Source organism: Streptomyces sp. AC555_RSS877, assembly GCF_019049245.1.
Lineage (GTDB): Bacteria > Actinomycetota > Actinomycetes > Streptomycetales > Streptomycetaceae > Streptomyces.
Map to the genome: position 1 here is coordinate 75,829 of NZ_JAGMUK010000060.1, position 20,076 is coordinate 95,904.

Sequence of the window (20,076 nt, forward strand, 5' to 3'; positions counted from 1 at the left end):
GGGGTGGCCCCCTGACTGCCCATCAGTCGCTCGACGTACTTGGCGATGACGTCGACTTCGAGGTTGACCGGGTCGCCGGGCTGCTTGTGGCCGAGCGTGGTCAGGCCGAGGGTGGTGGGGATGAGGCTCACCGTGAAGTAGTCGGGGCCGGCGTCGACGACGGTGAGGCTGATGCCGTCGACGGTGATGGAACCCTTCTCGACGACGTAGCGCGTGAGGTCCGCGGGGAGGGAGACCTTCACGATCTCCCAGTGCTCGGACGGCTTGCGCTCCAGCACGTGGCCGGTTCCGTCGACGTGGCCCTGCACGATGTGGCCGCCGAGGCGGGCGCCGAGCGCCATGGGGCGTTCGAGGTTGACGCGGGAGCCGACAGCGAGGGCGCCGAGGCTGGAGCGGTTCAGGGTCTCGGCCATCACATCGGCCGTGAACCAGTCGCCCTCGTGCTCGACGACGGTCAGACAGACGCCGTTGACGGCGATGGAGTCGCCGTGCTTCGCACCCTCGGTGACGACGGGGCCGCGCAGCCGAAAGCGGGAGGCGTCGCCGAGGTTCTCGACGGCGGTGACCTCACCCAGCTCTTCGACGATTCCGGTGAACACTTCCCGGGTCCTCCTGCCTCTTCGGGCACGGACTCCGGGGCTGTCGATGACGACAGAACGTACGAGCAGGGACACCGGGGGCGACGCCGGACAGGGCTCGCCTCATGGACGAACCGGTACGGCGGCGCGCACGAATGCCCGCCCGCCGCGCACTGCCTCCCATCCGGACTTTAACCGTCGGTCCAGGAATTTCACCTGGTCAACCGGCCGCTGGAAGCGACCGGGTCGCGGACTGTAACCGCCGGTTCGGACTTTCACCGACCCCGGAGTGCGCTGCTTCTGGTACAGAGCCAGTGTGCCACGCCTGATCGACGTCCATACGGACGAAGGGTGTGGGGTGGCTCACAGGCCGCGCCGATGGACTTCCGGGCCGGACGGTGACGCCCTCAATCTCCCCGCGGATGCCGGGCCTTGACTGTTTCACCCTGACCCCCATCCCTTGACGCAATGGTCTAGTCCTTTTTAGGGTCGCCCTGCGTGGATACCCGCCAAGACGGGCCCGGCGGCGGTGACGACGGCCCTTGCCCGCCGCCGGGTCTCCCCGGGTTGGTGCGCGACGGGCCCGTGCGAGCCGTTCGCGACGGATCGGGCGCCCATCGCGGCCGAGGTCAACGGCAGGTGCGCGCCGACCGCTTGGATGGGGGCACGCTTCTCGCGGTGGCCGCGAGGCTCGAGGTACGGGATGGCGTGATCGCGCGGGTGCGGGCCGTGCTGAGCCCGGACATGCTGGAGCATGACCACGATTCTGGTGACCGGCGGTACCGGAACGCTCGGCCGGCTCGTCACCGAGCGGTTACGGGCGGACGGGCACGAGGTGCGGGTGCTCAGCCGGCACGCGGAGCCGTACGCCGTCGATCTGCGCGAGGGCGGCACCGGCCTGGAGACGGCCGTCGCGGGCGTGGACACGATCGTGCACTGCGCGAGCACACCCCGCGGTGGTGACGAGCGGGCGGCTCAGCACCTGGTCGGGGCGGCACGGCGGGCGGAAGTGGGCCACCTCGTCTACATCTCGATCGTCGGGGTGGACCGGGTGCCGTTCGGCTACTACCGGACCAAGCTCGCCGTGGAGCGGCAGATCGAGGCGTCCGGGATCGGCTGGACCGTGCTGCGGACCACTCAGTTCCACGATCTGCTGGCGCAGGTGTTCCAGGTACTGGCCAAGTCGCCGGTCCTGCCGCTGCCCGCGGGTGTCCGGGACCAGCCCATCGAGGTGGCGGAAGTGGCGGAGCGGCTGGCCGGGTTGGCGGTGGGTGGGCCCGTGGGACGGGTCGCCGACATGGGCGGGCCCGAGGTGCGGTCGTTCGAGTCGCTGGCCCGGGCGTATCTGAGGGCGACGGGCCGGAAGCGGGCGGTGGTGAACGTGCCGCTCGCGGGGAAGGCGTACCGGGAGTTCCGGGCGGGCGGTCACCTGACGCCGGAACGGGCGGTGGGCGAGGGGACGTTCGAGGACTACCTGGCCCGGCGGGGTTAGCCGGCCCTCCAGGGCGCGAACAACTCGTCCTGCGCCCGCTCCCGCGCCGTGAGCAGCGCCCCGCGCAGCACCGCGCCCCCGCCCAGAGCGCTGGGCCGCACCTCCGTGGGCAGAGGCGACAACCGGGCGAGACGTTCCTGGACACGACGCGCCAGAACCTCACCACCTGCCCGGCCGATCTCCCCCGCCAGCACCACGCAGCCGGGATCCAGTACGGCGATGACAGCGGCGGCACCGAGGGCGACACGATCGGCGAGAGCGCCGAGGAAGCGGTCGGCGGAGGCGGCGGGCGGGCGCGGTGCGGTGCGGCCGCCCTGCGCGAAGGCTTCACCGGGCGCGCGGTCCACCGTGGCCTCCCGGCCCCTCTCCGGGCTGTCCGCTGCCGCCGGCGCCCCGGCCGTCACCCCTTCCACCGCCGCGCGGACCAGTGCCGCCGCCCGTGGCTCGTGCGGGGCGGGCGTGGCTGTGACGCCGTACTCCGCCGCGAGGCCGGCTATCGCGCCGGCGCCCGCGAGGGAGTGGAAGCCCCCGTCGCAGCCGGTCGCCGACGGCAGGCCGGCCGTCCCCGGCACGGGCAGGAAGCCGATCTCGCCCGCGCCGCCGGAGGCGCCCCGGCGCAGTGTTCCGTCGAGGACGACCGCGGCGCCGATGCCCACGCCGAGCCAGAGCAGCACGAAGGTGTCCCGGTCGCGGGCGGCGCCGTCGCGTTGTTCGGCGAGGGCGGCGAGGTTGGTCTCGTTCTCGACGCTGACCGCGGCCTGCGGGAAGCGCTCCTGCAGCGCGGCCACCAGCCGGCGGTGCCACTCGGGCAGGCCCGAGGAGTCGTGGAGGTCGCCGCTCGCCGGGTCGATCAGGCCGGGCGCGCCGATGCCAAGGGTGTGCAGCCGGTCGGCGCCGGCCTCCTTCGCCACCCGCTCGACGAGGGTGACCGCCTGTTCCACCGCGGACCCGGTGCCCGTGTCGTCGCCGATCGGCACGGACGCCTCGGCGAGCACCCGGCCGAGGAGGTCGGAGACGAGGACCGCCACTCCCTCGGTACGGACGTCGAGGGCCGCCAGGTGGGCGCGGTCGGCGACGATGCCGTACAGCTTGGCGTTCGGCCCGCGCCGCTGCTCGCCCGACTCCCCGACCACCGTGATCAGGCCGACGTCGGTGAGGCGTTCGACGAGGTCGGCGACGCTCGGCCGGGACAGGCCGGTGAGCTGCTTCAACTGCCCTGCCGTCAGCGGGCCCTCCTGCTGGAGCAGACGCAGGGCGACTTCGTCGTTGATGGCCCGGGCGGTGCTCGGGGATGCGGGCATGCCGGGATCCTTCCAGATCGGCGGGGCCGTACAGCGGGCCAGTTGGCCCGCTATCTATCAGGCAGGGTTCCTGATAGTTTACGCGGTCGGCGGTGGGGACCGAAAACCCTGGAGGGGCCGGAGAATGAGTGAAGTGGTCTACGACGAAGTCGAGGTGAGGCGGGCCCGGTACGCCGTGGCCGCCGTCTTCGCGGTGCACGGGGCCGTGACCGGTTCGTTCGCTACCCGGGTGCCGTGGATCCAGGACCACGCGTCGGTGAGTGCGGGGCAACTGGGCCTGGCCCTGGCCTTTCCCGCGCTCGGCGCGTCGCTGGCGATGCCGCTCGCGGGCAGTATCAGCCACCGCTTCGGCGCCCGGAACGCGCTGCGCGGCCTGATCGCCCTGTGGAGCCTGTCCCTCGTCCTGCCGTCCCTCGCCCCGAACCTCCTCACTCTCTGCCTGGCCCTGTTCGTGTACGGCGCGACCGCCGGCATGGCGGACGTGGCGATGAACGCGCTCGGCGTCGACGTCGAGAACCGCCTGGGCCGGTCGATCATGTCCGGCCTGCACGGTCTGTGGAGCGCGGGCGCCCTGATCGGGTCGGCGGCCGGCACCCTCGCCGCGCACCTCGGCGCGGACGCCCGGCTGCACCACGTGCTGGCGGCCGGGGTCCTCACCGCGCTCGGCGTCGCCTCGTGCGCGTGGGTGCTGGACCTCCAGCCCGGCGAGGACGAGGAGCCGCCGCCCCGGTTCGCGCTGCCGCCCCGGTCGGCGCTGCTCATCGGTGCGGTCGGGTTCTGCGCGGTGTTCGCGGAGGGCGCCAGCCTGGACTGGTCGGCGGTGTACCTGCGTGACCGGCTGGAGGCCTCGCCGGGGCTGGCGGCCGCGTGCACCACGGGCTTCACGCTCACCATGGCGATCGCCCGGCTCGTGGGCGACAAGGTGGTGGACCGGTACGGCTCCGTGCGCACGGTGCGCGTCGGCGGAGTCCTCGCCACCGCCGGAGGACTGCTCATCGTCCTCGCGAGCCATCCGGCCGCGGCGATGGCCGGGTTCGCGCTGATGGGTCTCGGCATCGCCGTCGTCGTACCGCTGTGCTTCGCCGCCGCGGGCCGCAGCGGACCGAACCCCAGTCTGGCCATCGCCGGCGTCGCGACGATCACGTACACCTCGGGGCTGGTCGCGCCGAGCGCGATCGGCGGTATCGCCGAGGCGACCAGCCTGACAGTGTCGTTCGGGCTGGTGACGGTGCTGGCGTGCGGGCTCGTGCTGTTCGCGGGCGTGCTGCGCGCGGGCGACCGCGACCGCCCGAAGGTCGGTAGGCGGCCCTCGGCAGTTCCCGGCCCGCGGACCTGAAACCGTCGCTCCAGGACGCGCGGGGCACCAGGTCCCCGCGTCCAGCCGCGCCGCGCGGCGCCCGAGCACGAAGCCGCACGTCCTGACCGGGCGCAGGCCCTCCTCAGCGCGCCAAGTCGTACGCGTACGACGGCGTGAACGTCCCCGGCGCTCCCTTGCAGCCGTCCGACTCCCCCGGCAGTTTCACCCAGAGGTAGCCGTCGATCCGTGCCTCCCCGGTGTTCAGGGTGGGCGTCCGGCCCAGTTTGCGGCCGGCCGGGTCGCACCACTCGCCGTCGGCGGGGGCGCCGTTGCCGTTGCGGCTGGTGTCGATGACGGCGCCGAGTCCGGCCGGGCCGCCCATGGCGTCGAGGATCCGCCGGTCGTAGGCGATCTCGTCAGCCGTGCGGTGGAAGTTGGAGACGTTGCTGAAGATGCCGTCGGAGGAGGCGGCCGAGGCGGCGCCGGCCTGCCGCAGTCGGCCGGCCTGTTTCGCGGCGTCGTTCCAGCCGGAGTGGCCGGCGTCGTAGTAGACCCGTGCCTGGGGGTTGGCGGCCTTGAGGACGCGGCCCGCGCGCGCCAGCGAGGCGAAGCGGCGGCTGCGTTCGCCCGACGAGAGGCACTCGGCCTGAGCGACCGAGTCCGGCTCCAGGATCACGATGACCTCGTCGGAGCCGAGCCCGGCGGCGAAGGCGTCGATCCAGTCGTCGTACGCGTCGAGGTCGGGGGCACCGCCTTGCGAGGCGCCTCCGCAGTCGCGGCCGGGGATGGCGTACGGCACGACGACGGGGACCTGGCCCTGCGCGCCGCCGCCGGAGGTGACGGCGCGGACCCGGCTGGTGATGGTCGACGGCGTGAAGTCGGCGAACCAGACCGCCGCGGGCTGGTCGGCTATGCGGGACTCTATGACCGCGTGGCGTGGGTCGGCGCCGTTGGCGCGGACCCAGTCGAGCACTTGGGACTCGGGGTAGCGGTAGAGCCGGGTGGAGGTGGCGGGAGACTGCCGCTTGGCCTGCGTCTCCGTCTTCGTGCGGGACGGCGTGGGACTGGCCTTCTTCTTCGGGGATGGCGAGGCGGAACCGCTCGCGGTGGGCGAGGCCGACGGCGTCGGTCGGGCGGGCAGCGGCTCGAGGTAGGGCGAGCTGGTCACCTCGGGCTTCGCCTGGTCGGAGTCGGGACGGTCGCCGAGGGCGGACAGCATTCCGGTCGCGGTGGATATCGCGACCACCACGGAGGCCGCCGCCACCATGGCGCCGCGCCCTGCGGTCCGTCTGCGCTCGGCCCGGCGCGCGGCCAGGCGCTGGGCACGTTGGCCTGACACAGTGCAGTTCCCCCCTGTTGCTCTTCCACGGCGGGCGCGTTCCCCCGTTCTGGGGAAGCGTCGGGCCTGCCGGTACCGGGGCCAGCCTAAAGCTGCGACTCTGCCCACATGGTGCAATGCGAACAAGTCACCACCCCCATGGAGCGGCTCACTCCTCCCCTCGACCGGGTCGTCACTCCCGTAGACGGCGTCATCTCCCGTATGCGCGCGCTCGACGCGACCCTGCCGGAGCGCGACGGCCTGGCGGTCTTCAACCGCGTCTACCTCGCCGTCACCGAGGCGGTCGACCGGCGTATCGACAGCGGGCAGTTGGGGGACGCGCGGGCCGCGATCACGCTGGACGTGCGGTTCGCGGAGCGCTACCTGGACGCCGTCGAGGCGGTGGCCGACGGGCGGCGTCCGCCGGCCTGCTGGCGGCCCCTGTTCCAGTTCCGCCGCCACCCCGGCGTACGCCCGTTGCAGTTCGCCCTCGCGGGCATCAATGCGCACATCGGGCACGACCTGGCGCTCGCCGTCGTGGACACCTGTCGTACTCTCGGCTGCGAACCCGCCGACGTGGAGGACGAGTTCGACCGCGTGGGCGATCTCCTCGTCTCGCTGGAGGAGCGCATCCGCGAAGAGCTGATGCCGGGCCCCGACCTCCTCCAGATCGCCGACCCGCTCACCCACCTGCTCGGCGCCTGGAGCCTGGAGCGCGCCCGGGAGGCGACGTGGACCGCGGCGCGGGCCCTGTGGGTGCTGCGCCGGCTGCCCGACGTCGCCGAGGAGTTCACCGAACGCCTGGACGCGGCGGTGGGCCTGGCGGGACGCATGCTGCTCACGCCGATGCCCGACCGGTGAGGTAGTGCCCCGGCAGGCAACGTTTGTCCGTCAAGGAGCGGCGTCCGGTGCGTGCTCTGGGGGAGTGCCGGCCGGAAGTCCCCGTCGATGGACCGGACGTACTTGGGCTTTCGGCCGGTGCGGCGAGAGTGCGTGCCGGGCGTCGCGACGGGGCGAACGTTGTCTGTTGGGGCACTAGTCCTCCGGGAGTTCCACGGGCGCGATCTCGTCGTACACGTCCCCCGGTCCGGGGTTCGTCGCGTCGGTCGCCCCGCCGAAGTGGTGCATGACGCCCCACACCGCGTTCAGCGCGGTCTGGACGGCGCCCTCGGCCCAGCCGGCCGTCCAGGAGATGTCGTCTCCGGCGAGGAAGATGCCCCGCTTGTCCTCGGGCAGCCGGTCCTGCATGAAGTGGGTGAACAGGCGCCGCTGGTAACGGTAGTGGCCGGGCAGGTTGGCCTTGAAGGCGCCCATGAAGTAGGGCTCGTTCTCCCAGGAGACCGTCACCGGGCTGCCGATGACGTGCTTCCTGATGTCGACCTTCGGGTAGATCTCGCCGAGCGACTTCAGCATGACCTCCATCCGCTCGCCCGCGGACAGCGGCAGCCACTTCAGGCTGTCGTCGCACCAGGTGTACGACAGACAGATCACGGCCGGCTTGTCCGGACCGTCGTCGAGCAGATAGGTGCCGCGCGTCATCCGGTCGGTGAGGGTCATCGACATGACGTCCCGGCCCGTCTCCTCGTCCTTGTCCAGCCAGAAGGGCCGGTCGACCGGGACGAACAGCTTGCTCGACTCCATGTAGTGGGTCCGCTCGATCGCCGTCCAGTGGTCGATCGGGAAGAGCGAGTCGTCGCAGGCGATCTTCGACAGCAGCATCCAGGACTGGGCCGTGAAGATCGCCGCCTGGAAGGTGCGGATGTCGCCGCCCGCGTCGGTCACGGTGATCCGGTTGCCCGCGGTGCGGTGCAGCCGGGTCACGGCAGGGCGGGGCTCGCCGCCCTTGTGGAGGCTCGCGAGCGAGGTGCCGTACGGCCAGTGGACGATCTTTTCCGGTTCGCGCTCCCACAGGCGCAGCGGCAGCTGCTGGGAGCCGCCGACGATGCCGCGGTGGTGGTCGTCGGCCTCGCTGTAGACGACGCGGAGGATTTCGAGGATGGAGTTGGGGAAGTCCGTGTCCCAGCCGCCGGTGCCGAAGCCGACCTGGCCGAAGATCTCGCGGTGCCGGAAGGACCTGAAGGCCTCGGAGTCGCAGAGGAAGCCGTAGAAGGTCTGGTTGTCGAGCTTCTCGACGAGCTCGGCCCAGATCTCGCGGATGCGCGGCACGTCCCGTTCGCGCATGGCGTGGTTCATGTCGGAGAAGTCGGCGCCCTCTTCGAGGCACTTGCTCCAGGCGGCGGCGACGTCCCGGTAGACCTGCGGCAGGTCGTCGACCGTCTCGGCGTAGTGGGACTCGCCCTTGAGGTCGACGACGGTCGAAGGGGTCGTCTCCGCGAGGGGGTTGGGGAAGGGCCGGGTCTTGAGGCCCACCAGGTCGATGTAGTGCTGGAGGGCCGTGGAGGACGGCGGGAAGCGCATCGCGCCCATCTCGGCGGTGAGGGACGGGTCGCAGCCGTCGAAGCCGACGGTCCGCAACCGGCCGCCGATCCGGTCGGCCTCGTAGACGACGGGCCTCAGGCCCATCTTCATCAGCTCGTACGCGGCCACGATGCCGGACAGGCCGCCGCCGATGACCGCGACCTCGGTGCCGTGCTCGGTAGCGGGTATCTGGCCGAGCCCCGCCGGGTGGGCGAGGAAGTCGTCGTACGCGTAAGGAAAGTCCGGGCCGAACATGGTGATCGGCGGCTGCTGCTCGTCTGCGTGCTCGACGGCGTTGGGCACGGTGGACGTCATGGGGTACGGACTCCTTGCACGAAAAGAATCTGGGGGGAAGCTGAGGGGTTTTCAGACCAGGGACCCGTAGAGGCCGGGGCGGCGGTCCCGCAGATACGGGTTCGCCTCGCGGGACGCGGCGAGGAAGGCGGGGTCGACGTCGGCGAGGAGAAGCTCCTCACCGCGTCCGGCGCGGGTGCGGGCGACACCGTCGGGCCCGGCGAGGGCGGAGAGTCCGACGAAGTCGAACTCCCCTTCCTGGCCGACCCGGTTGACGTAGGCCACGTACATCTGGTTCTCGAAGGCCCGCACCGGCACGACCGACTCGGCGACGAACTGGAACGGGTGCATCTGCGCGGTCGGCACCAGGAGGAGGTCGGTACCGGCGAGGGCGTGGGCGCGGACGTTCTCCGGGAACTCGACGTCGTAGCAGATCATCAGCCCGACCCGCAGGCCGTCGAGCTCGGCCTGTACGACGGTCTCGTCGCCCGGCGTGAAGTGGTCGCGCTCGAAGCAGCCGAAGAGGTGGGTCTTGCGGTAGTTGGCGAGGCGGGAGCCGTCTGCGGAGATCAGCTGGGCCGAGTTGTACACCACGTCCGCGGCCCGCTCGGGATAGCCGTAGGCGATCGCCAGGCCGTGCCGGCCGGCGATCTCGGCGATCGCGTCCGCGGCCTCGCCGTCGGCGGGCTCGGCGAGGCGGCCGATGTCGTCGCCGATCGCGTACCCGGTGAGGAACAGCTCCGGCGCGGCCAGGAGCCCGGCGCCCGCGGCGGCGGCCCGGCCCGCGGCCTCGTCGAGGACCTTGAGGTTCTCGACGCTCGAGCCGGGGCGGCCGGAGCTCTGGAGCAGGGCGGTGCGCATGCGTGTTCCTCACCGGGGGCGAAGGGTTTGGGGGCCCTGTAGACGGTACGGTCGGCGGGCTCGGGCGGACAAGCAGGAGCCGTTGCGCGTCGACGAGCTGATCGTTGCGTGCGCAGGCCGTCCGGCGGCGATTCGTTGCGCTTCGTTGCGCTCAGCCCGCCGGCACCGCGCGGACTAGGTCATGGCACGCCGCGCCCTGGCCGCCAGTACGACCGCCGTCACCAGGTACGGCACGGCGAGCATCGCGAACACGGTGCTGTGCGAAGCCCGCGTGCCGAGCGTCGCGTACACGCCGAACACGGCGACCGTGGCCAGTTCGGTGCCCAGGCTCGCGACCGAGGTCAGGGTGGCCCGGCCGGTGCTGTCGATCCGGTGCTGGAGGCGGACGTCCGCGAGCACCTCGGCCAGCTGGAAGCCGCCGAAGGCGAGGGCCACCAGGGCGATGCCGGCCGGCGTCCCGGCCACGGCACCCGCGGCCAGGGCGAGCGCGCCGCCCGCGAGCAGCACGGCGAGTCCGGTCGTGCCGAGCCGTTCGGCCGCTCCGGCGAGCAGGCTCCCGGCGGTGACGCCCGCCCAGATCAACAGGACCAGGTAGGGCACGGTCTCGTCCGCCACTCCGAGGTCGCGGATCAGCAGCGGTGTGTACTCGTCGAGTGCGCCCCACACCGCGGCGACGGCCGGCACCAGCAGGAGGGCTCCCCGCACGGACCGGTCCCCGCGGGCCTCGGCGAGTCCGGCGCGCAGGGTCGTCGCCCAGCCGCCGTCTCCGGCCGCCGTCGGCACCCGGTGCTCGGGGAACCGCGTGGCGGTCGCCGCGGTCAGCAGGCAGGCCAGGACGCTCGCCGCGCCCACGGCCGGATAGCCGCCCAGCGCGAGGACCGGTCCGGCGAGGCCCACCGACGCCATCGTGCCCAGCAGGCGCGCCGCCCGGGCCCTGCCCGTGGCGCGCGCGTACCGGTCGGCGGCGCCGAGCCGGTCGAGTTCGTCGTAGACCAGCGCCTCCTGGGCGCCGGAGCCGAGCGCTCCCCCGGCGCCCCACAGGACGAAGCCGAGCGCGAAGGCGCCGTACGACGGGACGGTCACCCACAGCGCGAAGCCGACGGCGGTGAGCAGCGGGCCGATCCACAGCAGTGTGCGTCGGGACACGGCGTCGGCCCAGACGCCGGAGGGGACCTCCAGGAGCACGGACGTGAGCGACCAGAGGGCGAAGAGGGAGGAGATCTGCCACAGGGACAGACCGGTGTCGGCGAACAGCAGCGCGTACACCGGGTACAGCAGGACAAGGTCGTCGAGGAACGCGTAGCCGTACAGCGTGGCCGTGAGCCGCCGCACACCGGTGGTGTCGGGCACACGCGCAGGTGAGAGTGTCATGAGGCCTTCCCGCAGGGACGGATCGGATGCCGGAGGTACGGCGTCCGAGGCGGCCCTCGGGGTGCACGGCTGCGGGAGGCACTGCTGGTGGATCAATGTCGCCAGGTCATGGAACCGATGTTAGACCGGCTCCGCCTGGCTGCCCAGCGAGAATGTGGTGATCACCGCCGCGTGGTCGGACGGCCAGTCGTTGTCCTCGACGTCCGGCCAGGGCCGGGGGCGGCCGCTGACGTACGTCCGGGAGTCGAGGACCCTCAGCCCCCGGTGCAGGACGAAGTCGATGCGGTCCTGGGGCTCCGGCCGGCCACTGCCGTCCTCGTGCTCGGCGTGGACCGGGGACCAGGTGTGGCCGGGGTCGCGTACGGGGTCCGGGTGGGCCTCCCGGTAGGAGTCCCGCAGGCCGGCCCGCTCCGCCGCTCTGGTCACCGGCCACTCGGCGTCCGGCCGGTCCAGGTGGGAGGGGCTGTTGAAGTCGCCCACCAGGACGACCGGCACGGTGGCGTCGATCCGGCGCAGGGTGTCCCGTATCCGCCCGAGCCGCACCTCCTCGTGGGCGGTCAGTTCGTCGGCCGGGAGTCCGTCGAAGGCGGACTCGTAGGGGCCGTACGGCATGCAGTCCAGATGTGTCGTCCAGAGGTCCACCTCGGTGTCCGCGCCGATCCGGATCCGGACGCCCGCCGACCCGTAGAAGCCGACGTCCGGGTCGCCGAAGCGGGCCGTGATCGGGTGGCGGCTGATGATGCCGAGGTTCTCGCCGGCCCGGTGGTGGTGCCAGCCGAGGGCTTCGGCGAGTTCCTGTGCGGCGGTGCCGTACGTCTCCTGGAGGCCGACCGCGTCCACGCCGGTCTCCGTGATGACCTTGAGCTGCTTGGCCCGGTGGTCGCGGACCTTCATGCCGCCGTACCAGAGGTTCCAGGTCATGACGCGCAGTGCGTACGGCAGCAGGGCGCGCAGACGGGACGGCGTCACGGCCGCCAGGCTGGCCAGCACGGTCCGGCCGGGTGCCGCCTCGATCGGGGCGAGCGAGGGCACCGCGAGGACCGCGCAGCCGGCTGCCTCGGCGGAGGTGACGCCGGTCTGCGTGTCCTCGACGGCGACGCAGGCGGCGGGGTCCACGCCGAGGGCGCGACAGGCGGCGAGGTAGGGGTCGGGGGCGGGCTTGGTGTGCTCGGTGTCGCCGGCGGTGACGGACACCGCGAAGCGGCTCGCGCCGAGCGCCGCCAGCACGGTGTCGGCGACCGTTCGGGGGGAGGCGGTCACCAGGGCGGTGGGGACGCCCTCGCGGGCCAGGGCGTCGAGCAGGTCGAGGGCGCCGGGACGGGGCACGATGCCGGTGCGCACGCGGTCCGCGAACTCCCGGTGAAGGGCTTCGGCGAGGTCCGCGGCCGGGGTACCGGTGGCCGCGGCGAGCCAGGCGGCCGTGTGCTCGACCGGACGGCCGAGCACCTCGGGCTGGTCCGCCTCCGTCAGGGCGCGCCCGGCGACCCGCTCCACCGCCTCCCACCACAGCCGCTCGGTGTCGACGAGCGTGCCGTCCATGTCGAACAGGACGGCCTGGAGCGGGAGTCGCGTCACAGTGGTCTCTTTCCTACGTGTTCTGCGGGGGGGGGCAGTTCAGCGGGTTCGTTCGGCCACCAGCACCGGGCGCTCCGGCAGCGACACGCTCACCGCGGCCCCGGCGCCGAGTGCGGCGGCCTCGTGCGTGGGCAGGTCGGCCTTCACCTCCGTGCCGACGGCGAGCAGCACGGTGACCCGTACGGCCGCTCCGAGGAACGCGGTGGCGACCACGCGCGCGTCCCCGGCGTCGTCGGCCCGTACGCCCATCGCCTCGGGCCGCACCAGCACGTCCACCTCGGTCACCGGCGGCGCCTGGCCGTCGACCGGCAGCCGTTGTCCCAGTACCTCGACGACGCCTTGGGAGAGCCGCCCCGGGATCCGGCTCATCGTGCCCACGAACTCGGCGACGAAGGCGGTGGCGGGACGGCCGTACAACTCGGCGGGGGCGGCGCACTGTTCGAGGCGGCCGGCGTGCATGACGGCGACCCGGTCCGCCATGGACAGGACCTCCTCCTGGTCGTGGGTCACGAACAGCGTGGTGATGCCGGGCTCCTGCCGGAGCCGCCGGATCTCCTCGCGGAGCGTGAGGCGCACCTTGGCGTCGAGGGCGGACAGCGGTTCGTCCAGGAGCAGGACGCGGGGGCGCAGGGCAAGGGCACGGGCCAGGGCGATGCGCTGCTGCTGGCCGCCGGAGAGCTGGTGCGGGTACCGCCCGCCCTTCTCGGCGAGCCCGACCAACTCCAGCAACTCGGCGGCCCGGGCCCGCCGTTCGGCCGTATGCACCTTCCGCATCCGCAGCCCGAAGGCCACGTTGTCGAGCGCGTCGAGGTGCGGGAAGAGGCTGTACGACTGGAAGACCATCCCGGCGTCGCGCCGGTGGGCGTGGACGCGGGTGACGTCCTCGCCGTCGACCAGCACCTCGCCGGAGTCGGGGTGTTCGAACCCGGCGAGCATCCGCAGCGCGGTGGTCCTGCCGCAGCCGGAGGGGCCGAGCAGGGCGAGGAGTTCACCGGGCCGGACGGTCAGGTCGAGCCGTCGAGAGCCTGTGCACAGCGGCTGACGCGGAGGGGGAGCATGGCTGCGCGACACGAGGAGATCGCCGACGAACTGCGCCGGGCGATCGACCGCGAGGAGTACACCGTCGGCAGTCTGCTGCCCGCCGAGACCGACCTCGCGGCGCACTACGGCGTCTCGCGCGGCACCGTCCGCCAGGCCGTCGCGGCGCTCACCGCCGAAGGGCTCATCGGCTCACGCCAGGGCGCCCGCCGCATGGTCCTGGCCGGACGCCGCAGCCAGAGCTTCGCCGAACTGCGCAGCTTCGCCCAGTGGGCGCGCGCGATGGGCCGCGAGGCGAGCGGCCGCGTGGTCGCGCAGGAGTACCGTCCGGCGACCGCCGAGGACGCCGTGCGCCTCCAACTGCGCGAAGGGACCCCGGTTGCACGTCCTGCGGCTGCGCGGCCTGGACGGCGAGCCGGTCCTCCTGGAGCGGACCGTGTACGCCGACTGGATCGCCCCCGCCGTCGAGCCGATCGAGCCGGACTGCCCCTCGGTCACCCAACGCCTCCTCGACGACACCGGCCTGGTCTTCGCCTACGGTGAGCACGTCATCGACGCGGTGGCGGCGGGCGCCCGGGACGCGGAACTGCTGAGTATCCGCCGGACGAGTCCGCTGCTGCGCGTGCGCCGGGTGACGACGACCCGCGAAGGGCGCCCGGTGGAGTGGTCCGACGACCGCTACCGCTCGGACGCGGTCAGCTTCAGCGTGCACAACTCGATAGCGAACAACGCGCTCGCCCGCAAGACGGCCGACTGAAGGAGTCCCCCGTGGAGATCGCCGCCCTGCCCCGCGTCGACGAGCACGCCACCGAGGTCGCGGCGGACGCCGACGCCGTCTGGCGGGGCATCGGCGACGTCCTGGACCACTCCTTGCTCGGACCCGGCTACGCGCGCCTCGTGGGCTGCGCGGACCGTACGGCGTCCGGGCCCCGGCCGCTGGCCCTGGGCTCGACGGTGACCGGCTTCCGGGTGGCCTCCGCGGACCGGGGCCGGGAGCTGGTCCTGATCGGCCGCCACCACTTCGCCACGTACGCCCTGGTCTTCCGCCTCGACGAGGCGGGCCCGGGCCGCACCCGGCTGCGGGCCGAGACCCGGGCCAGGTTCCCCGGCCCGGGCGGCGGCCTCTACCGGCTGCTCGTCGTCCGCACGGGCGGGCACGCCGTTCTCACCGGGCGCCTGCTCTCGGCGATCGGCAGCCGGGCGGAACAGGGCTGATCAGGTGGGTGACCCGGAGGAGAACCGGCGCAGCAGCGGGGACAGCACCAGCACGGACTTGGTGCGCTCCACGAACGGCTCCCCCGCGATCCGCTCCAGGACCCGCTCGAAGTGCCGCATGTCTGCGGCGAAGACCTGCACGACCGCGTCCGCGTCCCCGGTGACGGTCGACGCGGCCACGACCTCCTGGTAGCGCTCCAGGCCCCGCCGGATGGTGTCCGGCGAGGTGTTGTGCCGGCAGTAGATCTCGACGAACCCCTCCGTCTCCCAGCCGAGGGCGGCCGGGTCCACCCGTACGGTGAAGCCGGTGATGGCTCCGGTGGCGCGCAGCCGGTCCACGCGCCGTTTCACGGCGGGCGCGGACAGGCCGACCAGCTGCCCGATGTCCGCGTAGGAGCGGCGGGCGTCCTCGGCGAGGGCGTGCACGATGCGTTCGTCGAGATCGTTCAGCACTGCGGGTGGTTCACTTCGCTTCAGGTGGGGCAAGACGGGAGCGGCGATGGCCGTACCCGAAGTAGAACACGAGCCCGACGGCCATCCAGACTCCGAAGACCGCCCAGGTGATCGCCGAGAGGCTGCCCATCATCCAGACGCAGAAGCCGAGGCCCAGGGCGGGCACGACCGGCGACAGCGGCACCCGGAAGGTGCGGGGCATGTCGGGGCGGGTCCGGCGCAGCACCACGACGGCGATGTTGACCAGCCCGAAGGCGAACAGGGTGCCGATGCTGGTGGCGTCGGCCAGTTGGCCCAGCGGTACGGCCGCGGCCAGCACACCGCAGAACAGGGACACGATCACCGTGTTGGCGCGGGGCGCCCCGGTCTTCGGGTGGACGCGGCCGAACACCTTGGGCATCAGCCCGTCCCGGGACATCGCGAAGAGGATGCGGGTCTGGCCGTACAGGACGGTCAGGACGACGCTCGCGATGGCGATGACCGCGCAGAACGCGAGCAGGGTGCCCCAGAAGGTCTGTCCGGTGACCTCGCGCATGATCTGGGCGAGCGCGGCCTCGGAGCCGGTGAACCGCTGCCAGGGCTTCGCACCGACGGCGACGGCCGCGACGAGGACGTACAGCGCGGTCACGATGACGAGCGAGAGCATGATCGCGCGGGGCAGGTCGCGCTGCGCGTTCTTCGCCTCCTCACCGGCGGTGGAGGCGGCGTCGAAGCCGATGTACGAGAAGAAGAGCGTCGCCCCGGCCGCGCTGACCCCTGCCATCCCGAGCGGCATGAAGTTCTCGTAGTTGCCGGAGCGGAAGCCCTGGACGCCGATCGCGCAGAACAGCACCAGCGCGGCGATCTTCACGACGACCATGACGGTGTTGGCGCGGGCGGACTCGCGGGCGCCGCCGAGCAGGAACGCCATGGCGAGCAGGACGACGATCAGAGCCGGCAGGTTGAAGACGCCGCCGTCGCCGGGCGGGGCGGACAGCGTGGCCGGGATGGTGACGCCGAGAATCCCGTCGAGCAGTTCGTTCAGGTACTCGCCCCAGCCGACCGCGACAGCGGCGACCGAGACGCCGTACTCCAGGACCAGGCACCAGCCGCAGATCCAGGCGACCAGCTCGCCCATGGTGGCGTACGCGTACGAGTACGAGGATCCGGCGACCGGGATGGTGCCGGCCAGTTCGGCGTAGGACAGCGCCGAGAAGAGCGCGGTGAGGCCGGCGATCACGAAGGACAGGGTGACGGCCGGGCCGGCCTTGGGAACGGCCTCGCCGAGGACGACGAAGATGCCCGTGCCGAGGGTGGCGCCGATGCTGATCATGGTCAGCTGCCAGAGCCCCAGGGAGCGGCGCAGGCTGCCGCCCTCGCCCTGGCCGCCCTCCGCGACCAGGCGCTCCACCGGCTTGCGACGCATGAGGCGCGCACCGAGGCCCGGGGACGGGGGCCCGTTCTGACTGCGCTGGTTCGGGGGTGCGCCTTGGTCGAGCACGCGCTGACTCCTTTGTCGCTGCCACTGAGGGCGGCGGGGACCTGCGGCACCCCTGCGCGAGCAGGAACCCACCGAGCGGGGTCCCCGCCACGCCACGTACAGCGCATGACCCTATGAGCCAGGGCATCACGGTCGTAATGCGCCAACCTTGCGCATCTCCGCAAGATCGTTGCGTTCATGGCGGATGCGCGGGCGTTCGTTGCGCAACGCGCGGCACTCACTGCGTAACGCATAAAAGAGGCCCCCGACTCTCCCCACGAGCGGGACGACGGGGGCCGTACGGAAGAGGACTGCTCACATCCAGCTGGCGTGCAGCGGCTTGCCCTCCGCGTAGCCGGCCGCGCTCTGGATGCCGACGACGGCCTTCTCGGCGAACTCCTCCAGGGAGCCGGCCCCCGCGTAGGTGCAGGAGGAGCGGACGCCCGCGATGATCGAGTCGATCAGGTCCTCGACGCCGGGCCGGTCCGGGTCGAGGAACATGCGGGAGGTGGAGATGCCCTCCTCGAACAGCGCCTTGCGGGCGCGGTCGTAGGCCGACTCCTCCGACGTACGGTTGGCCACCGCACGCGCGGAGGCCATGCCGAAGGACTCCTTGTACAGACGTCCGTTGGCGTCCTGCTGGAGGTCGCCCGGGGACTCGTAGGTTCCGGCGAACCAGGATCCGATCATCACGTTGGACGCGCCGGCCGCGAGCGCCATGGCCACGTCGCGAGGGTGGCGGACTCCGCCGTCGGCCCACACGTGCTTGCCGTACTTCTTCGCCTCGGCGGCGCACTCCATGACCGCGGAGAACTGGGGGCGGCCCACGCCGGTCATCATGCGGGTGGTGCACATGGCGCCGGGGCCCACGCCGACCTTGACGATGTCCGCGCCGGCTTCGATCAGGTCCCTGACCCCCTGCGCGGCGACGACGTTGCCCGCCACGATCGGCACGCGCGGGTCGAGACCGCGCACCAGCTTGACCGTGCTGATCATCGACTCCTGGTGGCCGTGTGCCGTGTCGATGACGAGCGTGTCGACGCCCGCGTCCAGCAGCTGCTTGGCCTTGGCCGCGGCCTCGCCGTTGATGCCGACGGCGGCGGCGATGCGCAGCCTGCCGTTCGCGTCCACGGCCGGCGTGTAGAGCGTGGCGCGCAGGGCGCCCTTGCGGGTGAGGATGCCGGCGAGGCGGCCGTCCTTGTCGACGGCGGGGGCGTAGCGGCGGTTGGCGTGGTCCAGCCGGTTGAAGGCCTCGCGCGGGTCGATGTCCGCGTCGAGCAGCAACAGGTCCTTGGACATGACCACTTCGAGCTGGGTGAAGCGGTCCACGCCGGTCAGGTCCCGGTCGGTGACGACACCGATGGGCCGCTGCTCCTCGTCGACGACGACACCGGCGTTGTGCGCTCGCTTGGACAGCAGGGACAGCGCGTCGGCGGCGGTCTGGTGCGGGGCCAGCACGATCGGGGTGTCCAGGACGTGGTGACGGCTCTTCACCCAGGAGACGACCTCGGTGACGACCTCGATCGGGATGTCCTGCGGGATGACGACCAGTCCACCGCGCCGGGCCGTCGTCTCGGCCATGCGGCGCCCGGCGATGGCGGTCATGTTGGCGACGACCAGCGGGATGGTGGTGCCCGTGCCGTCCGGGGAGCTGAGGTCCACGCCCTGCCGCGAGCCGACCGCGCTGCGGCTCGGGACCATGAACACGTCGTCGTACGTCAGGTCGTACGGGGGCTGGATGTCATTGAGGAAACGCACGTGCTGCACATCCCAGTCGATCAGAGGTGGCCCCCGGACAGGTCAGCCAGGGGGAAGAGCACGTACTTCATTGTCCCATGGCGGCCGGCACGCGAGGCACGGGCGAAACATCCAGGCAGGTCAGAGGGGCCTTAGGAGGAACCTCCAAGGGTGAGCGCCACGGAGAGCGCCGGCGTCCGGTCCGCCGCCTCGGCGAACACCTCCCGGGCGGTCTCCCACTCGTCCGGCCGCGCCTTCGCGTACGGCTGCCAGTTCCGTACGACGATCAGCAGCCCCTTCTCGACGGCGCCCTCGGGCCAGACGGTGCGGTCGCCGAGGGAGTCGGCCAGCGCGTCCCAGTTGCGGCCGAACCAGGCGGGCAGCTCCAGGGCCCGGGCGCAGCGGTCCATCAGCCCCGCCTTGTCCGCGACCCCGTCGAGGTCCAGCGTGACCATGCGCCGGCCCGCCAGATCGTCCGTCATCTCGGCGCCTCCCGAGGAGTTGGGGTGATCGTCGGTGTAGTGGACCACAAAAGGGGGCGGCCATGGCGGCGTACCGCCACGACCGCCCCCCTTGCGGACGGTTCGTCAGATCCCGTCGGGGTCGGACCGGTTGAGCGCCGGCTTCGGCGTGGGCCCCGCCGTCATCAGGTAGTCCGCGGCCGACGTGTCCGTCACCAGGCTGGTGACGAGCCCCGACCGCAGCACCGCGTCGATCGCGGCCGCCTTGCGCTGCCCGCCCGCGATCGCGACGACCTCGGGGATACGGCGGAGCTGCTCGGCCTTGACGGTGATGCACCGCTCGCCCAGATCCCGCCCGACCCGGCGGCCGTCGGAGTCGAAGAGGTGCGCGGACATCTCGGCGGCGACACCGAGCGAGGCGTAGTGCGACACCTCCTCGTCGCTGAGCATGTCGTGCACCGTGGAGATGCCCGGCTCCCACGAGCCGATGGAGACGCAGGCGACCGTGACCTTGTCGAAGTACTCGAAGGCCCGGGCGATCCCCGTCTGGTTGCGCAGCGCGATCGCCGTGGCGGCGTCCGGCAGCAGCATCGGCGCGTAGATCGGATGGGCGTCGCCGCCCGACACCTGCGCGGCACGCCGTACCGCCTCCACCGAGCCGCGCTCGGCGGTCCCGGCGTCGTACACACCCGTCAACTGCACCACCGTGCACGGTGGCAGCCGGTCCAGCGCCGCCGCCATGTGGATGGTGGAGCGGCCCCAAGCCAGGCCCAGCACATCACCTTCGTTCAGGAGCTCACCGAGCAGGTCGGCGGCCACCTCTCCCAGGTTCTCGGGGTCGGGCGTCTCCTCGGCCTCGGCCGGGGACTCGACCACCACTGCGTGCCTGAGGCCGTAGCGGGCGCGGAGCGCGTCCGAGCGCTCCGCGTCCAGCTCGGCCGGGACGCGGATCTCGATTCGTACGAGATCCCGTTCGAGAGCGGTTTCCAGGACCCGGGCCACCTTGAAGCGGCTGACGCCGAACTCCTCCGCGATCTGGATCTTGGACTTGCCCTCGAGGTAGAAGCGGCGGGCCATGGCCGCCGCCTGCACCAGCTCAGCGGGTCCCATCCGCATGGCTGACCGGCCCGCCGACATACCCGACACGGCGATCTCCTCACTGCTGTTCACACTCTGGATTCGCCGTTCATCCTTGCAGATGTGGCGCA

17 protein-coding genes, 1 pseudogene and 1 riboswitch are annotated in these 20,076 nt (G+C 72.3%); of the genes and pseudogenes, 5 read left to right on the forward strand and 13 right to left on the reverse strand.

Features of this window, described 5'->3' with window-relative positions; translation table 11 throughout:
* On the reverse strand, positions 1-599 hold a 599-nt coding region (locus tag KUM49_RS27105; RefSeq protein WP_217239577.1), incomplete at its 3' end, for a riboflavin synthase.
* Between the two features lie 145 nt (positions 600-744).
* Positions 745-875: riboswitch (FMN riboswitch) on the reverse strand.
* Between the two features lie 457 nt (positions 876-1,332).
* Here KUM49_RS27105 and KUM49_RS27110 point away from each other — a divergent pair.
* A complete protein-coding gene (locus KUM49_RS27110) occupies positions 1,333-2,070 on the forward strand; it encodes an SDR family oxidoreductase (RefSeq protein ID WP_217239578.1) in 738 nt (245 codons plus the stop codon).
* Here KUM49_RS27110 and KUM49_RS27115 read toward each other — a convergent pair.
* Entirely contained in the window at positions 2,067-3,371 is a 1,305-nt protein-coding gene (locus KUM49_RS27115) for an ROK family transcriptional regulator (protein ID WP_217239579.1), read from the reverse strand. The genes KUM49_RS27110 and KUM49_RS27115 overlap by 4 nt on opposite strands.
* 124 nt (positions 3,372-3,495) lie before the next feature.
* On the opposite strand from KUM49_RS27115, the gene KUM49_RS27120 reads away from it, so the two are divergent.
* Positions 3,496-4,707 (forward strand): MFS transporter, encoded by a 1,212-nt coding sequence (locus KUM49_RS27120; protein ID WP_217239580.1) that lies wholly within the window; start codon positions 3,496-3,498, stop codon positions 4,705-4,707.
* Between the two features lie 103 nt (positions 4,708-4,810).
* Here KUM49_RS27120 and KUM49_RS27125 read toward each other — a convergent pair whose 3' ends face one another.
* Entirely contained in the window at positions 4,811-5,935 is a 1,125-nt protein-coding gene (locus KUM49_RS27125; RefSeq protein ID WP_217239775.1) for a glycoside hydrolase family 6 protein, read from the reverse strand.
* A 210-nt stretch (positions 5,936-6,145) separates the two neighbouring features.
* On the opposite strand from KUM49_RS27125, the gene KUM49_RS27130 reads away from it, so the two are divergent.
* Positions 6,146-6,847, forward strand: a complete 702-nt coding sequence (locus KUM49_RS27130) for a DUF5995 family protein (RefSeq protein WP_217239776.1) — start codon at positions 6,146-6,148, stop codon at positions 6,845-6,847.
* Between the two features lie 174 nt (positions 6,848-7,021).
* Here KUM49_RS27130 and KUM49_RS27135 read toward each other — a convergent pair whose 3' ends face one another.
* The 5 genes from KUM49_RS27135 to KUM49_RS27155 all read right to left on the reverse strand — a co-directional run bounded on the left by KUM49_RS27135 (position 7,022) and on the right by KUM49_RS27155 (position 13,576).
* Positions 7,022-8,719: an NAD(P)/FAD-dependent oxidoreductase gene (locus KUM49_RS27135; RefSeq protein ID WP_217239581.1), complete on the reverse strand. Its 1,698-nt coding sequence runs from the start codon at positions 8,717-8,719 to the stop codon at positions 7,022-7,024.
* 51 nt (positions 8,720-8,770) lie between these two features.
* A complete protein-coding gene (locus tag KUM49_RS27140; protein ID WP_217239582.1) occupies positions 8,771-9,559 on the reverse strand; it encodes a carbon-nitrogen hydrolase family protein in 789 nt (262 codons plus the stop codon).
* A gap of 174 nt (positions 9,560-9,733) precedes the next feature.
* Positions 9,734-10,930: an MFS transporter gene (locus KUM49_RS27145; RefSeq protein ID WP_217239583.1), complete on the reverse strand. Its 1,197-nt coding sequence runs from the start codon at positions 10,928-10,930 to the stop codon at positions 9,734-9,736.
* 120 nt (positions 10,931-11,050) lie between these two features.
* On the reverse strand, positions 11,051-12,505 hold the full coding sequence (locus KUM49_RS27150) for an HAD-IA family hydrolase (RefSeq protein ID WP_217239584.1): 1,455 nt from the start codon (positions 12,503-12,505) through the stop codon (positions 11,051-11,053).
* Positions 12,506-12,544: 39 nt separating this feature from the next.
* Complete coding sequence (locus KUM49_RS27155) at positions 12,545-13,576, reverse strand: ABC transporter ATP-binding protein (RefSeq protein WP_308406764.1); 1,032 nt, start codon at positions 13,574-13,576, stop codon at positions 12,545-12,547.
* Between KUM49_RS27155 and KUM49_RS27160 the strand changes: the two are divergent.
* Positions 13,562-14,300, forward strand: a pseudogene (locus KUM49_RS27160) (GntR family transcriptional regulator). The gene KUM49_RS27155 and the pseudogene KUM49_RS27160 overlap by 15 nt on opposite strands.
* Positions 14,301-14,311: 11 nt before the next feature.
* Positions 14,312-14,758 (forward strand): SRPBCC family protein, encoded by a 447-nt coding sequence (locus KUM49_RS27165; RefSeq protein WP_217239585.1) that lies wholly within the window; start codon positions 14,312-14,314, stop codon positions 14,756-14,758.
* Here the strand turns inward: KUM49_RS27165 and KUM49_RS27170 are convergent, their stop codons facing one another.
* From KUM49_RS27170 to KUM49_RS27190, 5 genes are all read right to left on the reverse strand, one after another.
* Positions 14,759-15,211 (reverse strand): Lrp/AsnC family transcriptional regulator, encoded by a 453-nt coding sequence (locus tag KUM49_RS27170; protein WP_217239586.1) that lies wholly within the window; start codon positions 15,209-15,211, stop codon positions 14,759-14,761.
* A 10-nt stretch (positions 15,212-15,221) separates the two neighbouring features.
* Positions 15,222-16,691, reverse strand: coding sequence for an amino acid permease (locus KUM49_RS27175; protein ID WP_217239587.1), 1,470 nt, complete (start codon positions 16,689-16,691; stop codon positions 15,222-15,224).
* Between the two features lie 294 nt (positions 16,692-16,985).
* On the reverse strand, positions 16,986-18,428 hold the full coding sequence (locus KUM49_RS27180; RefSeq protein WP_217239588.1) for a GuaB1 family IMP dehydrogenase-related protein: 1,443 nt from the start codon (positions 18,426-18,428) through the stop codon (positions 16,986-16,988).
* Between the two features lie 131 nt (positions 18,429-18,559).
* Positions 18,560-18,889 carry a barstar family protein gene (locus KUM49_RS27185; RefSeq protein WP_217239589.1) on the reverse strand — a complete coding sequence of 110 codons (330 nt, stop codon included), beginning with the start codon at positions 18,887-18,889 and terminating at the stop codon, positions 18,560-18,562.
* Positions 18,890-18,994: 105 nt separating this feature from the next.
* The gene (locus KUM49_RS27190) at positions 18,995-20,038 is read right to left on the reverse strand and encodes a sugar-binding transcriptional regulator (protein ID WP_217239590.1); all 1,044 of its coding nucleotides are present in this window, start codon (positions 20,036-20,038) and stop codon (positions 18,995-18,997) included.
* Positions 20,039-20,076 lie beyond the last annotated feature (38 nt).

Coding starts and splice junctions, on each gene's coding strand:
- KUM49_RS27110 (WP_217239578.1), top strand. CDS start 1,333: ATGACCACGATTCTGGTGACCGGCGGTACCGGAACGCTCGGCCGGCTC.
- KUM49_RS27115 (WP_217239579.1), bottom strand. CDS start 3,371: ATGCCCGCATCCCCGAGCACCGCCCGGGCCATCAACGACGAAGTCGCC.
- KUM49_RS27120 (WP_217239580.1), top strand. CDS start 3,496: ATGAGTGAAGTGGTCTACGACGAAGTCGAGGTGAGGCGGGCCCGGTAC.
- KUM49_RS27125 (WP_217239775.1), bottom strand. CDS start 5,935: ATGGTGGCGGCGGCCTCCGTGGTGGTCGCGATATCCACCGCGACCGGA.
- KUM49_RS27130 (WP_217239776.1), top strand. CDS start 6,146: ATGGAGCGGCTCACTCCTCCCCTCGACCGGGTCGTCACTCCCGTAGAC.
- KUM49_RS27135 (WP_217239581.1), bottom strand. CDS start 8,719: ATGACGTCCACCGTGCCCAACGCCGTCGAGCACGCAGACGAGCAGCAG.
- KUM49_RS27140 (WP_217239582.1), bottom strand. CDS start 9,559: ATGCGCACCGCCCTGCTCCAGAGCTCCGGCCGCCCCGGCTCGAGCGTC.
- KUM49_RS27145 (WP_217239583.1), bottom strand. CDS start 10,930: ATGACACTCTCACCTGCGCGTGTGCCCGACACCACCGGTGTGCGGCGG.
- KUM49_RS27185 (WP_217239589.1), bottom strand. CDS start 18,889: ATGACGGACGATCTGGCGGGCCGGCGCATGGTCACGCTGGACCTCGAC.